Raw genomic sequence first — 15,310 nt, 5'->3', positions numbered from 1 at the left:
AACTACCTGTCCTAGGACAAGTAGTTTTTAATATGGCTTCAATGATTCTTGATTATTTTACGAAATCAAGAAGAGCAAGGAAGCTTTCTGGTTGAAGTGATGCACCACCAACAAGAGCACCATCAACGTCTGGGCAAGCCATGTAAGCTGCAACGTTTTCAGGTTTAACTGAACCACCGTATTGAACGCGAACTTTGTCAGCTACTGCTTGACCGAAGTCAGCTGCAACTGTGTCACGAACTACTTTACACATTTTTTGTGCGTCATCTTGGCTAGCTGATTTACCAGTACCGATAGCCCAGATTGGTTCGTATGCGATAACAAGTGAAGAAACTTGTTCTTCTGACAATCCAGCAAGTGCAGCAGAAACTTGTCCACCTACGAATTCAGCAGCTTTACCAGCTTCATAAGTTTCAAGAGTTTCACCACAGCAGATGATTGGAAGCATACCGTTAGCAAAGATAGCTTTTGCTTTTTTGTTGATATCTTCGTCAGTTTCGTGGAAGTATTCACGACGTTCTGAGTGACCGATTACAACGTAGTCAGTTCCCATTTCAGACAATACTTTAGGGCTGTTTTCACCAGTGAAAGCACCAGCGTTTTCAAAGTAGCAGTTTTCAGCAGCAACTTTAAGGTTTGAACCTTTAGCTGCAGCAAGAACTGTTGAAAGGTCAAGTGCAGGAGCTGCGATACCAGCTTCAACAAGTTCTGATGAAGGCAATTTAGAAGCTACTGCTTCAACGAATGCTTTAGCTTCTTCTGGATTTTTGTTCATTTTCCAGTTACCAGCGATAAATGGTTTACGTGACATTTCACATACCTCTTCTATTTTTATTTACCCCCTTATTTTATCATATTTTCAGCATCTTTTAAAGGTTCGAGGGGATTTTTACACATAATCATGAAAGAAATTGCAAAAAAAGAGCCCCTTTCGGGACTCTTTCCACAATTACTATCTGACTAATAATTGTTATCTGGGAACTTAATTAATTAACTAAAATTAAGCTTCGATTTCTGAAACGATACCTGAACCAACAGTACGTCCACCTTCACGGATTGAGAATGTAGTACCTTGTTCAACGGCGATTGGGTGAATCAATTCAACGTCGATAGTAACGTTATCACCAGGCATTACCATTTCAGTACCTGCTGGAAGTTCGATTGAACCAGTAACGTCAGTTGTACGGAAGTAGAATTGTGGACGGTAGTTGTTGAAGAATGGAGTGTGACGTCCACCTTCTTCTTTAGTAAGGATGTAAACTTCACCTTTGAATTTAGTGTGTGGGTGGATTGAACCTGGTTTAGCAAGAACTTGACCACGTTCGATTTCATCACGTTGGATACCACGAAGAAGTACACCAACGTTATCCCCTGCAAGACCTTCATCAAGTTGTTTACGGAACATTTCAACACCAGTAACAACAGCTTTTTGGATGTCGTCACGGATACCAACGATTTCAACTTCGTCGTTGACTTTAACAGTACCACGGTCGATACGTCCTGATGCTACAGTACCACGACCAGTGATTGAGAATACGTCTTCGACTGGAAGAAGCAATGGTTTGTCAGTATCACGTTCTGGTTCTGGAATGTATTCATCTACAGTGTCCATCAATTCCATGATGATGTCTTCGTAGTGAGTGTCACCTTCAAGAGCTTTAAGTGCTGAACCTTGGATAACTGGAAGTTCATCACCTGGGAAATCGTATTCTGAAAGAAGGTCACGGATTTCCATTTCAACCAATTCAAGCAATTCTTCGTCATCAACAAGGTCAACTTTGTTCATGAAGACGATAAGGTGTTTAACACCAACTTGACGTGAAAGAAGGATGTGTTCACGAGTTTGTGGCATTGGACCATCTGTTGAAGCTACTACAAGGATAGCACCATCCATTTGGGCAGCACCAGTGATCATGTTTTTAACGTAGTCCGCGTGTCCTGGAGCGTCGATGTGAGCGTAGTGACGTTTAGCAGTTTCGTATTCAACGTGTGCAGTGTTGATTGTGATACCGCGTTCGCGTTCTTCAGGAGCAGCATCGATAGAAGCGTAGTCTTTTGGTGTGTTAACTGCGCTTGGAAGACGACGAGCAAGAACTGTTGTAATTGCAGCTGTCAAAGTAGTTTTACCGTGGTCAACGTGTCCAATTGTACCAATGTTAACGTGTGGTTTACTACGATCGTATTTTTCTTTTGCCATTTGGGTAAAAGCCTCCAATAAAATATATTTTATAGATAGACAGTAGGCAATACAGTCTAACTTTACCTTACTATTTTAACAAATTATGCAAGAATTGCAAGTATTTTACTGCTTAATTTAAGATTTCTTCATTTTGTAAGGGTGTGAATAGACAAAATATAACCATTTTTACTTGTATTTACATAAAAGAAACTTCCATTTTCAAGTTCACTTTCCTTCTTTTCTTTAACAAAAAAATCCCCTAATTTCTTAGGAGATTTCTCTTTATTAATAAAAGCTATCTAAATCAATAACGTTATCTTCTTGAATTTGGGTAACTCGTTGCTTGGCTTGTAATTCTGCTTCTGCTTCGCGATAAATTTCTTCGCGTTTTTCATTAGCATCGATATTCAAAACAAAACCAACCGCTACCGACAAGACCAAAACACTATTTCCTCCCTGCGATAAGAACGGGAAGGTAACCCCTGTAGATGGAATCAAGCCTGAAATACCACCGATATTAACGAAGGTTTGCATTAGAATCATCCCACCAATTCCAAGAGCAATCATCGAGTTAAATGGATTTTTAGCCTTAATACCAACATGCATGATGCGCAAGATTAGGAAAAATAGCAAAGCTAGGATGAGGCTTGCACCAATCATGCCAAGTTCTTCCATCACGACTGGGAAAACAAAGTCTGTAGTTGCTTCTGGGAGATAGCCACCTTTTTCGATAGAATTTCCAAGACCACGACCAAACCAGCCACCGTTACTCATTGCATAATAAGAGTGTGCCAATTGGTGTCCTGAGTCAGACAAGTCTTTAAATGGGTTATAAAAGGCGCTGAAACGTTTAGCAACATAACCAAAGACAGGAACTTTCCCCATCTTATCAACCCCGACAATAGCAATTATGCCAAGAAAGACTGTTGAGAAGGCTGTGATGGTTGCCAGAATAGCTGAAAACCAACGATAACCTACACCACTGATAGAATACATAATCAAACCAGTCAAAACGACGATAGCTGCATTTCCAAGGTCAGGCTGCGCCGCAACCAAAAGAACCATAACTAACGAATACACGCGCCAATCTTTCAAATCGTTAAGCTTAGTTGGCCACCATTTGCACTTAGTCAAAGCTTGATAGTCATATGTCGAAATCAATTCTTGACGCCTTGCAAATGTAAAGGCTAAGAACCACACGATGATGATTTTTAAATACTCAGCTGGTTGGAAACTAATAGGACCAATGACAATCCAACCGTGGGCACCGTTGACGGTCTTGGTGAAAAAACGTGCAATCAACAAAAGCACTACTTCTACCATCATAGTCATTGTCAAAACACGAGAGTTTTTCAAAAAGTTTAATTTTAACTTATATATAAAACCAATTGCAAATAGACTGATTAACCAAAAAACACCCTGGTTCAGTACTGACATAAAGGGATTCACACCATACTGAATCAGTGTCGCACTAGTTGTTGAATAAACAACAATCAGTCCAATTACTGAAAGGATTAAATAAGGCACTAGGATAGAGTAATTTAGGAGATGCCTTTTATCAATTTTCATAGAGTCACCTATAATATCTTCGAATTTATCATATGACATTATATCATCTTTCTGAACTAAAAAAAAGTCAAAGTCTGAGAACTTAATCCCAGACCTTGACCTTGGTTAAACATATCAGCCAGAATTACGTAATCCTGTGGCAATACCATTAATTGTAGTGTGAATGAGTTTTTCGTAATCTTCGTCCAACTCATCGTGGCGCAAACGTTTAATTAATTCAATTTGAATGTAGTTCAAAACGTTAAAGTATGGAATACGATAATCCAAACTTGCGCGAAGTGATGGATTTTCTTCCAACAAGTTATCATGTTTTTCAATTGCCAAGATAACATCTTTTGTCAATTGCCATTCGTCAAGAATAACATTGAAGACATTACGAACTTCTTCACTTTCTGCCAATTTAGAATATTGGAAAGCAATATTCATATTTGATTTAGACAATACCATGTCAACATTTGAAAGAAGTGAATGGAAGAATGGCCATTTTTCATACATGTGTTGAAGTTTTTCAAGGTTTCCTTCTTCAGCATCGATGAAATGTTTGAAAGCTGAACCAACACCATACCATCCTGGGAACATGATACGACTTTGTGACCATGAGAATACCCAAGGAATTGCACGAAGACCAGAGATTTCTGTGATTGTCTTACGAGCAGCTGGACGTGAACCAATGTTCAAGCTTGATACTTCTTTAATTGGAGTAGCTTCGAAGAAGTAATCGTAGAAATGTGGATTGCCAAATACCAAATCACGGTAAACGCCATTTGAATATGTCACAATGCCATCCATTGTTTCACGGAAAGTATCGATTTCATCTGGATTTGTAATCATACGAGTAACGATACGGTCAACTGTCGCTGAAAGCAACATTTCAAGGTTGTAGTAAGCAACGTCTTTATTGCCGTATTTGTTTTCGATGATTTCACCTTGTTCTGTCAAACGAATGCGGTCTTTAATAGAACCAAATGGTTGTGATGTGATTGCTTCATATGATGGACCACCACCACGACCGACAGTACCACCACGACCATGGATAAATGTCACTTTAATACCACGTTCTGAACCGATGCGAGTCAATTCATTTTGAGCTTTGTAAAGTGTCCATACAGATGATAAGTAACCACCGTCTTTGTTACTATCTGAGTAACCAAGCATGATTTCTTGGTAACCTTTATTAGCAGTAACCCAACGACGAACGATATCATAATCAAGGAATTCTTCCATGATACCACGTGAGTTTTCAAGGTCTTCGATAGTTTCAAAAAGTGGTACGATTTGAACACGCGCTTTTTGGTTATCAAGAAGTCCAACTTCTTTAAGCATGATAGCCAATTCAAACATATCAGAAACACTTTCAGTGTGTGAAATAATGTGTTGTTTGATAACTTCATCACCTAATTTATCTTTAAGGTAACGAGCTGTTTGGAAGATAGCCAATTCTTTTTGAAGTTGTTCTGATTTTTCAGCATTTGTTGATGACAATGTACGTGGGTCTTCTTGCAATTCTTTAAGAAGGACTTTAACTTTTTCTTCTTCAGAAAGAGCACTGTAGTCGTCAACGATATTTGCTGATTTCAACAATTCTGCGACACAAGCTTCATTGACGCTTGAATCTTGACGCATATCGATTGTTGCAAGGTAGAAGCCAAAGACATCAACAGCTTGAAGCAACTCGCTAAAGTCACCTGTCAAGAGAGCATCATCTCCATTATCAAGCAATGATTGTTTGATGATGAGCAAGTCGTCTTTAAATTCTTTAGCAGTTTTATAACTTGGAATTTCATCTTGAAGTTCTGATGAAACTTTATTAACTTTGTTTTGCAAATATTTAGCAATAACACTTGCGTTGTTAGTGCTTGCGTAAACGTCTGAACCAAGTTTACTATTTTCAAGTGCACGACGTGAAATAGTTGGACCAGCTTTCAATTCAATCAATGTTTGAATCAATTTTGATTGGATGTAGTTGAAAGCTTTACGGTATGGTTCGTTTTCTCGATAAATTGATTTATCGCTTGATAATTCTGCCAAACGTTCAACTTCAGGGCTGATTTTAGTCAACGTTGTTGAAAGTGAGAATGTGCGGTAAAGACCTGTCAATTTTTCAATGTAGTAATTGATGATAACTTCACTTTGAACGGTAGCTGACAAACGAAGAGTTTCAGCAGTTACGTATGGGTTACCATCACGGTCACCACCAATCCACATACCCATTGTGATAGGTTTTGGATTTGTTAGGTCGATACCTTTTTCAGCAGCCAAACGTTTGTACTCTGACGTCAACTTAGTAATCGCTTGAATTAAGGATCCATTGTAATATTCCATTACATTGGTAATTTCATTTTTTACCTTAAGTTTTTTCTCACGAATGATGTCCGTTTGCATGATGATTTCAATGTAACGGCGTAAGTCAGTGTACCATTTATCGCGATTAACTACTCCTGCTTTCACATCACGATATTTACGCAAAAGGTCGTGAATATGGTTTGTTAATTCAAGAACCGTTTTACGTTGAACTTGTGTTGGGTGAGCAGTCAAGACAGGTACAACATTTACGTTTTCAAGGATTTCTTTAGAGTTTTCGCTTTCTGAAACCATGTCAACAGTCATAGAGAGTTTGCCAAGATAATCCTGATTTGTATTATTTTGGTAGTTGATTTCATAAGCAAAGTCAACGTCTTCAGAAATGTTGATTAACAGTGGCAAAATTGAAAAATAACGAGACACAACAACCATCTCTTCGTTGGTTAACTGAGCTACTAGTTCTTCAAGTTTGCCGTATTCATCACTTGCTGACAATTCAACAATGTTTTGAATTTTAGCGAATACCTCATCACCAACCATTTGATGGGTTGTTTCATCGAGTAAGCTTTTTAGTACTTTGACTTCCTCGGTAATGATCGACTGGGTATCATTGTTCTCCAGTTTTTGGATTGTCACACTCTTCACTCCTTTTTTGTTCGGATTTTAATCCTTTATTACAAGCGTACTATTTAATCATACCACTTTTTACGGAAAATGTAACCCAATTTCTATAAATTGCACATTATTTTATATAATTTTCTGACTTTTTTAAAGAAACTTGTTAGCAAGAATTCCTGACAAAGCTTGTTAGATAAGCAATGTCACCGCTTTACTAAAAAACAAGCTTGGCTAAAAAAATTTTTTTAGAAAAATAGTGGCTCTCTTTTCAGTTAACCGCTTTTTTCTGATATACTGTTCCATAATAATGTTATAAGAAGAGGTAAAACCATGGAATTAAAACACCGTTCTGAATTCCCTGAAAACGAACTGTGGGATTTAAGCGCTCTTTACCAAGACCGCGAAGATTTTCTACGTCACATCGAAAAGACACTAGAAGATATTAATCTTTTCAAGAAAAATTACCAAGATAAACTTTCAACTGTCGATGACTTTACTCGTGCGCTTTATGAAATCGAGCAAATCTACATCGAGATGAGTCACATTGACAATTACGCTTTTATGCCACAAACGACAGATTTCAGCAATGAAGAATTTGCTCAAATTGCCAAAGCTGGAGCTGATTTCTTTACCAAAGCTAACGTAGAGCTCAGCTTCTTTGACACTGCTCTTGCGACTGCTGATTCTGACATCCTTGATGCTCTTGAAGCGAATCCACATTTTAGCGCAGCCATTCGTCAGGCCAAAATCAAGAAAAGTCACTTTATTTCACCAGAAGTTGAAAAAACATTGACTAACCTTGGCGAAGTTTTTGGGGCACCGCAAGATATTTACACTAAGATGCGTGCAGGTGACTTTGAAATGGACGATTTTGAAGTTGACGGCAAAATCTATAAAAATTCTTTTGTCACTTATGAAAACTTCTATCAAAACCACGAAAATGCTGAAGTACGTGAAAAAGCCTTTCGCTCTTTCTCAGCTGGTCTTCGTAAACACCAAAATGCCACTGCTAGCGCTTATCTTGCCCAAGTCAAATCTGAAAAACTCATCGCCGACATGCGCGGCTATGACTCAGTCTTTGATTATCTTTTAGCTGAACAAGAGGTTGATCGCGCCATGTTCGACCGACAAATCGACCTTATCATGACTGAATTTGCTCCTGTTGCTCAAAAATATCTCAAACACGTTGCCAAAGTCAATGGTCTTGATAAAATGACTTTTGCTGACTGGAAGCTTGACTTAGATGCTGAACTTAATCCTGAAGTTACTATTGATGATGCTTATGACTTAGTCATGAAATCTGTAGCACCTCTTGGAGAAGAATATGCAAACGAAGTCTCTCGTTTTAGAAAAGAACGCTGGGTCGATTTTGCTGCTAATGCTAACAAAGATTCTGGTGGCTATGCTGCTGACCCTTACAAAGTTCACCCCTATATCCTCATGAGTTGGACAGGCCGTATGTCTGATATTTACACACTTATTCATGAAATCGGGCACTCTGGTCAATTTATCTTCTCAGACAATAACCAAAGCTACTTCAACACTCATATGTCAACTTACTATGTTGAAGCCCCATCAACTTTCAATGAACTGCTTTTAAGCGATTATCTTGAAAAACAGTTTGATAATCCTCGTCAAAAACGCTTTGCGCTAGCGCACCGTTTGACAGATACTTACTTCCACAACTTCATCACACACTTATTGGAAGCTGCTTTCCAACGTCGTGTTTACAACTTAATTGAAGAAGGAAAAACATTTGGCGCTGAACAACTTAACAGCATTATGAAAGATGTCCTAAGTCAATTCTGGGGTGATGCAGTTGAAATTGATGACGACGCTGCGCTTACTTGGATGCGTCAAAGCCACTACTACATGGGACTTTACAGCTACACTTACTCAGCTGGTATGGTGATTTCAACTACTGGTTACCTTAACTTGAAAAACAATCCAAACGGCGACAAAGATTGGCTTAATTTCTTAAAATCTGGCGGCTCACGCACACCGCTTGATACCGCAAAATTAATCGGTGCTGATATCTCAACAGCTCAACCACTGCGCGACACTATCCAATTCTTAAGTGATACTGTCGACCAAATCATCGCATACACAGAGGAGCTCAACCATGACTAATCTCTACGACTTCACCGTCAAAGCTCAAGACGGCACTGATATTTCTCTTTCAAAATACCAAGGCAAAGTTCTTTTGGTAGTTAATACAGCAACTGGATGTGGCTTAACACCACAATACGAAGGTTTGCAAAAACTCTACGATACTTATCATGACAAAGGCTTTGAAATTTTAGATTTTCCTTGTAACCAGTTCATGAATCAGGCGCCTGGAACTGCTGATGAAATCAACACTTTCTGCACACTAAATTATCAGACTACGTTTCCACGTTTTGCTAAAATCAAAGTCAATGGTAAAGAAGCCGATCCACTTTATGACTGGCTAAAAAGTCAGGCAAAAGGTCCTCTTGGCAAACGTATTGAATGGAATTTCGCCAAATTCCTCATTGACCAAAACGGAAATGTCGTCAAACGTTTTTCTGCTAAAACAGAACCTGAAACAATTGTTACAGAAGTAGAAAACCTTTTCAAATAATATCCCTAAAAAAGCTTTTTACGTAGGATTTACTGGCATTACTAGCTCTCGTAATGTCCATAGATAATTTGTTAAAAAATATGACAAATTGATTACAAAATGATCATTGTTTTGATTTTTGATTCTTTTTACGCTAAAATATGACTAATGAGAAGACGATTAAAACCAATTGTTGTTGTAGTTTTCTTTGCCCTGTTTGGGCTGCTTCTCGTGATTGGTAAAGCTCACTCTGACGGCTTACGAAAGCAACAACTGGCTTCGGCTAAGGCTTCTATCCCAACTATGAGTAGCTCAAGCACGACACCGACTACTACATCAACTTCAGAAACTGATGAAGAATTCGTTCTTAATCCGATTATCGACGTTTCAGGTTGGCAACTACCAAATGAAATTGATTATGACACTTTATCTCAAAATATTTCTGGTGCTATCGTACGTGTCTATGGAGGGTCACAAATCAGTAAAGATAGCAACGCTGCCTATACAACTGGTATCGATAAATCGTTTAAGACACATATTAAAGAATTTCAAAAACGAAATGTTCCTGTAGCCGTCTACAGTTACGCCCTCGGAAAAAGCGTCAAGGAAATGAAAAATGAAGCAAGAACCTTCTACGAAAATGCTTCACCTTACAAACCTACTTTCTACTGGATTGACGTTGAGGAAGCAACTATGTCAGATATGAATAAAGGTGTACAGGCATTCTTAAGCGAATTAAAACGACTTGGAGCTGAAAAAGTTGGTATCTACATTGGTACTTACTTCATGACTGAGCAAGAAATCTCTGTTGACGGTTTTGATGCCGTATGGATTCCTGCTTATGGTTCTGACTCTGGTTACTATGATGCTGCTCCACAAACAGACTTGGATTACGATCTTCATCAATATACATCACAAGGTTACCTCGGCGGATTTGATTCTGCTCTTGATTTAAACCAAATCGCCGTTACCAAAGATCGAAAAGAAACGTACGAAAAACTTTTCGGAAAAGCTGATAACAAATAAAGGACTAGCATTTGCTAGCCTTTTATTTTTCTTTAAGCCAATCAAACTATAATTTAGGCATGTCAATAAAGAAACATCTCTCTCGAAGGAAACGACATCAAAAATCAGTTTACCTAAACATTTCTGTTTTAGTCATTTCCTTTGCTGCACTTATAATCATTTTTTCTAAACTGTTCTTTTCGGGAATTATTACCCACGCGCTAGATAACGGCTTAGATTTGTCATCAGCTAGTAACTACACTACATCTCAAATGGCCATTGTCTCAAATACTAAAGCCAACATTTACACCAAGAATGGTTCAAGTACCAATCTTTCTAAAGACACTGAACTGACTATCGATGCTTATTATTACAAGGCTAAAATCAATCAAAAAGAAGTTACCCTTGCAGAATTTGACATGAATGGTGAAACTTACTATATCGACACCAAAGATATTTCACTAAGCCAAACAAACGCCATCAACCAATACATCGCTGAAACTCTAGCTTATTCACACAGCGAGATTACAGATAGTATTGAAAAGAGCTTTGAACAAACCGCTTATAAAACCTCTGATGGTAAACCTCGTGGAATCATTATTCACGATACTGGCGTTGATGATTCAACCATCCAAAGTGAAGTGAATTACATGGTTCAAAATTATGATAATGAGGGCATTTTTGTCCATTCTTTCATCGACGACGCTAGCATTCTTCGTATTGCTGATGAAAATTACGAAGCTCAAGGCGCTGGTGCTAAAGCCAATCCTTACTACATTCAATTTGAATTAACACATGAAACCTCACAAGATGGCTTTGCAAAGCAATTAGCAAACGCTGCTTATTACACGGCTTACATGCTTAAAAAATATGACCTTCCCGTGACACTTGGTCAAGAAAATGGCGACGGTACTATTTGGACACACGAAATGGTTAGCAACTACCTTGGCGGAACTGACCATGTTGACCCAACTGATTATTGGTCAGAAAGTGCTAACGATTATTTTGGTAGTGACTATGACGTTGAAGATTTTGTCGAACTCGTCCAAGCATATTACAACACACTATAAAAGGTGCAAACTTGTACCTTTTTTTATTTTTAGTACAATAGTAGGTGAATAGAATGAAATAGAAAGATTGAGAGGGAATATGGCAAAAAAAACAAAACTTAAAAAGACTTTGGTCGACCAAATTTTAGATAAAGCCAAAATTGAACACGATAGCTTAGCCATCAACGCATTGAAAGACGAGCTACCTGAAGGCATTGAAAAATCAGATATTTTCAAAACCCTAGCCTTGACTGGTGACAAAACTGGACCACTTATCGGAATTGTTCAAATCACCGAACACCTTTCCGAAAAGAAATTGGCCAAAGTTTCTGGAAATAAAAAAGTCAGCATGATTCCACAAAAGAATCTTCAAAAAACAACTGGCTACATTCACGGCGCTAACAATCCTGTCGGCATCCACCAAAAACACAATTTCCCAATTTTCATTGATAATCGCGCTCTTGAAATGGGAACAATGATTGTCTCTGCCGGTGAAGTTGGACGCTCAATCCGCATCGACAGCCAAACCTTGGCTGATTTTGTCGGTGCAAGCTTTGCTGACTTACGCGACGACTCACACCAATAATGGTTTAGATTAGAAGGTACAAGAATGAAATTTTATTTTGTACGCCATGGTAAAACACAATGGAATCTCGAAGGGCGTTTTCAAGGAGCAAATGGCGACTCCCCACTACTGGAAGAATCTGTTCGAGATCTTGAAAAATTAGGAGACTACCTCAAAGATATCAAATTCGATGCTGTCTTTTCCAGCGATTTAAAACGTGCCAGTGATACTTGTAAAATCATCATGTCACGTAGCAATTATCCAAAAGCGATTAGTTTTCAACCAGCGCTACGCGAATGGCATCTTGGAAGACTTGAAGGTAGTAAAATCTCAACAATGACTGACATCTATCCGACACAAATGGATGCCTTCCGTCACAATTTGGCGAAATTTGACAACGATATTTTCAACGCTGAATCACTTTATCAAACCACTAAACGCGTTGAGGGATTTATCCGTTCAATGAAAGGCCAACCTTACCAACATGTTCTTCTTGTTGGACACGGTGCAAATTTCACAGCTTCAATCAGAAGTTTGCTTGGTTATGAGCCTGCGGTTCTACGCTCTAATGGTGGCTTGGACAATGGCAGTGTTACCGTCATTGAAACCTTTGACTTCGACCAATACTCTTGTATCAAATGGAATGATACTTACTACAAAGAAAAATAATTTAAGTACAAAAAAGCTCTCCATAAGGAGAGCTTTTCTTTGATTATTTACTGTTTCTTGCGTATTTCATACGAAGAATTTTTTCTTGTTGTTTGTCCAAACGAAGTAGGATAACAACCTTATCAATACTCATGTTACTTTCTAGCAAACGTTCTGCTGCCATCATCAAGCCGTTGTTGATTCCCATTTCAAGAATTGGGTTTTTCTTGTCATTGACGTCAAAGATGAACTTGTTGTCTGGAAGGTCAAAGAGAACTTTTACAGCTCCAAATAATTGTTCAAAGTTATCGATAGCCACGTCATAAACTGGTTTGATACCAGGTTTTAAGCTACGTCCACGGTGGTTAAACCACATTGAATGCCAGCCACCATTGAAGGCACCGACAACGTCGTTGTCGTAAGAATCACCAACGTAAAGTGTTGTCGCAGGGTTCATATCAAATTGCTCAGCAGCAAGGTTGAAAATTTCTTTTTCAGGTTTTTGGAACCCAGTTGCTTGGCTGACAAGAACACGTTTTGGATCAACGTAGTCATAAAGACCAAGTTTTTTAACTTTTTTCAATTGGTGTTCTGTTGGACCATTTGTGATAATTCCCATTGGAACGCCTTTTTCTTTAAGAAAATCAAGCGTCATGCGCATTTCGTCAAGCATTGTAATGTTTTCCAATTCTTCTTCGTAGATTTCTTGGAAGTGCACACCAGTCGCTTCATCAATTTCGCGGTAACCAAATTCAAGCAAAGTTTCTTTACAACGCCAGAAGCGGAAATATTCAGTTGTCCATTCACCAGCCATAACACGTGGGAAGCCAACATCTGAATAATGACGGAAACGAATGTAAGCTTGATTGATTTTACTCATATCAAAGTCAGGGAAACATTTCTCAACGGCAATGCGATAAGGCGCCTGTTGGTCATAAATCGTATCGTCAACATCAAAAACAATTGAAGTAATCATGAATCTCTTTTCTCTCTAAGTTATTTTTACCGTCACATATTATACTATTTTTTGGCTTTCTTTTCAATTAAAGTCATTTAAAGTCATTTCTGCAACCAGAAAACACTTTCTTGCCAAAAGCCACCCTAACACAAGCAAAAATAAAGTGAATTCTAGCGTCATTTATGTTACAATAGGAAAGAATATATATTGGAGGAAAACATGTCAAACGAACACATCGAAGAATTAAACGACCAACAAATCGTGCGTCGTGAAAAAATGGCAGCTTTGGCTGAACAAGGCATCGATCCTTTCGGAACTCGATTTGAACGCACAGCTACTTCTGGTCAATTAAAAGAAAAATACTCTGACAAAACCAAAGAAGAATTACATGAAATTAACGAAACAGCTACTATCGCTGGTCGTCTAATGACTAAACGTGGTAAAGGTAAAGTTGGTTTTGCACACATCCAAGACCGCGACGGTCAAATCCAAATCTACGTCCGTAAAGATGCTGTTGGTGACGAAAACTATCAAATTTTCAAAAAAGCAGACCTCGGTGACTTCCTCGGTATCGAAGGTGAAATCATGCGTACAGACATGGGTGAATTGACAATCAAAGCCACTCACATCACTCACTTGTCTAAAGCACTTCGTCCACTTCCAGAAAAATTCCACGGACTTACAGACGTTGAAACAATCTACCGTAAACGTTACCTTGATTTGATTTCAAACCGTGAAAGCTTCGAACGCTTTGTCACACGTTCAAAAATCATCTCAGAAATCCGTCGTTACCTTGATGGACTTGGCTTCCTAGAAGTTGAAACTCCAGTTCTTCACAACGAAGCTGGTGGTGCTGCTGCTCGTCCATTCATCACTCACCACAACGCTCAAGACATGGATATGGTTCTTCGTATCGCTTTAGAACTTCACTTGAAACGTCTTATCGTTGGTGGTATGGAAAAAGTTTACGAAATCGGACGTGTCTTCCGTAACGAAGGTATGGATGCAACTCACAACCCTGAGTTCACTATGATCGAACTTTACGAAGCATACGCTGACTTCAAAGATATCATGGACATCACAGAAGGTATCATCCAAAATGCTTCTGCTGCTGTTAACGGTAACGGACCTATCACTTACCAAGGTACTGAAATTGCTATCGACCAACCATTCAAACGTATCCACATGGTTGACGCTATCAAAGAAGTTACCGGTGTAGACTTCTGGAAAGAAATGACTCTTGAAGAAGCTCAAGAACTTGCTAAAGAGAAAAACGTTCCAGTTGAAAAACACTTCACTTCAGTTGGTCACATCATCAATGCCTTCTTCGAAGAATTTGTTGAAGAAACATTGATCCAACCAACATTCGTATACGGACACCCAGTTGAAGTATCTCCACTTGCTAAGAAAAATGCAGAAGACCCACGCTTCACTGACCGTTTCGAACTCTTCATCATGACTAAAGAATACGGTAACGCTTATTCAGAGCTTAACGACCCAATCGACCAATTGGCTCGTTTCGAAGCACAAGCTAAAGCCAAAGAACTTGGTGATGACGAAGCAACAGGTGTTGACTACGACTACGTCGAAGCCCTTGAATACGGTATGCCACCAACAGGTGGACTTGGTATCGGTATCGACCGTCTTGTCATGCTCCTTACAGATACAACAACAATCCGCGACGCATTGTTGTTCCCTACAATGAAATAATTTACGTTAAGATTATAAAAAGAACCACTGGCATAGCTAGTGGTTTTTTAATGATGAGAAAATCTTTACTGAGGAACAGAGAAAATAAGCAGAATTTTCCGCTATTTTTTAAAATTCAATCTGAAGT

12 protein-coding genes are annotated in these 15,310 nt (G+C 38.7%); 7 read left to right on the top strand and 5 right to left on the bottom strand.

What is annotated here, in order from left to right:
- Positions 1–52: 52 nt before the first annotated feature.
- The 4 genes from tpiA to ppc form a co-directional block, all read right to left on the bottom strand.
- Positions 53–811 carry a triose-phosphate isomerase gene (gene tpiA / locus E0E02_RS03630; RefSeq protein ID WP_009854602.1) on the bottom strand — a complete coding sequence of 253 codons (759 nt, stop codon included), beginning with the start codon at positions 809–811 and terminating at the stop codon, positions 53–55.
- 189 nt (positions 812–1,000) lie between these two features.
- Positions 1,001–2,197 (bottom strand): elongation factor Tu, encoded by a 1,197-nt coding sequence (gene tuf, locus E0E02_RS03625; protein ID WP_074481466.1) that lies wholly within the window; start codon positions 2,195–2,197, stop codon positions 1,001–1,003.
- Positions 2,198–2,464: 267 nt separating this feature from the next.
- The gene (locus E0E02_RS03620; protein ID WP_074564110.1) at positions 2,465–3,748 is read right to left on the bottom strand and encodes an FtsW/RodA/SpoVE family cell cycle protein; all 1,284 of its coding nucleotides are present in this window, start codon (positions 3,746–3,748) and stop codon (positions 2,465–2,467) included.
- Positions 3,749–3,862: 114 nt separating this feature from the next.
- Positions 3,863–6,685 carry a phosphoenolpyruvate carboxylase gene (gene ppc, locus E0E02_RS03615; RefSeq protein WP_133017866.1) on the bottom strand — a complete coding sequence of 941 codons (2,823 nt, stop codon included), beginning with the start codon at positions 6,683–6,685 and terminating at the stop codon, positions 3,863–3,865.
- Between the two features lie 312 nt (positions 6,686–6,997).
- Here ppc and pepF point away from each other — a divergent pair, with 312 nt between their 5' ends.
- The 6 genes from pepF to E0E02_RS03585 all read left to right on the top strand — a co-directional run bounded on the left by pepF (position 6,998) and on the right by E0E02_RS03585 (position 12,536).
- Positions 6,998–8,797, top strand: a complete 1,800-nt coding sequence (pepF, locus tag E0E02_RS03610) for an oligoendopeptidase F (RefSeq protein WP_133017865.1) — start codon at positions 6,998–7,000, stop codon at positions 8,795–8,797.
- The gene (locus E0E02_RS03605; protein WP_133017864.1) at positions 8,790–9,269 is read left to right on the top strand and encodes a glutathione peroxidase; all 480 of its coding nucleotides are present in this window, start codon (positions 8,790–8,792) and stop codon (positions 9,267–9,269) included. The genes pepF and E0E02_RS03605 overlap by 8 nt, the downstream gene beginning before the upstream one ends.
- Positions 9,270–9,416: 147 nt before the next feature.
- Positions 9,417–10,274: a glycoside hydrolase family 25 protein gene (locus E0E02_RS03600; RefSeq protein WP_133017863.1), complete on the top strand. Its 858-nt coding sequence runs from the start codon at positions 9,417–9,419 to the stop codon at positions 10,272–10,274.
- Between the two features lie 59 nt (positions 10,275–10,333).
- Positions 10,334–11,323 (top strand): peptidoglycan recognition family protein, encoded by a 990-nt coding sequence (locus E0E02_RS03595; RefSeq protein ID WP_133017862.1) that lies wholly within the window; start codon positions 10,334–10,336, stop codon positions 11,321–11,323.
- A 79-nt stretch (positions 11,324–11,402) separates the two neighbouring features.
- Positions 11,403–11,888: an aminoacyl-tRNA deacylase gene (locus E0E02_RS03590; RefSeq protein WP_133017861.1), complete on the top strand. Its 486-nt coding sequence runs from the start codon at positions 11,403–11,405 to the stop codon at positions 11,886–11,888.
- Between the two features lie 24 nt (positions 11,889–11,912).
- The gene (locus tag E0E02_RS03585) at positions 11,913–12,536 is read left to right on the top strand and encodes a histidine phosphatase family protein (protein WP_039696539.1); all 624 of its coding nucleotides are present in this window, start codon (positions 11,913–11,915) and stop codon (positions 12,534–12,536) included.
- Positions 12,537–12,579: 43 nt separating this feature from the next.
- Here the strand turns inward: E0E02_RS03585 and E0E02_RS03580 are convergent, their stop codons facing one another.
- Positions 12,580–13,491 carry an HAD family hydrolase gene (locus E0E02_RS03580; protein ID WP_074560677.1) on the bottom strand — a complete coding sequence of 304 codons (912 nt, stop codon included), beginning with the start codon at positions 13,489–13,491 and terminating at the stop codon, positions 12,580–12,582.
- A gap of 201 nt (positions 13,492–13,692) precedes the next feature.
- Here E0E02_RS03580 and lysS point away from each other — a divergent pair, with 201 nt between their 5' ends.
- The gene (gene lysS, locus E0E02_RS03575; RefSeq protein WP_074481456.1) at positions 13,693–15,183 is read left to right on the top strand and encodes a lysine--tRNA ligase; all 1,491 of its coding nucleotides are present in this window, start codon (positions 13,693–13,695) and stop codon (positions 15,181–15,183) included.
- The last annotated feature ends 127 nt before the right edge of the window (positions 15,184–15,310 follow it).

This window comes from Streptococcus sp. KCJ4932 (genome assembly GCF_004352745.1).
Taxonomy (GTDB): Bacteria; Bacillota; Bacilli; order Lactobacillales; family Streptococcaceae; genus Streptococcus; species Streptococcus ruminicola.
The sequence above is the reverse complement of the archived record's forward strand: the minus strand, read 5'-3'. Positions and strand labels throughout refer to the sequence as shown.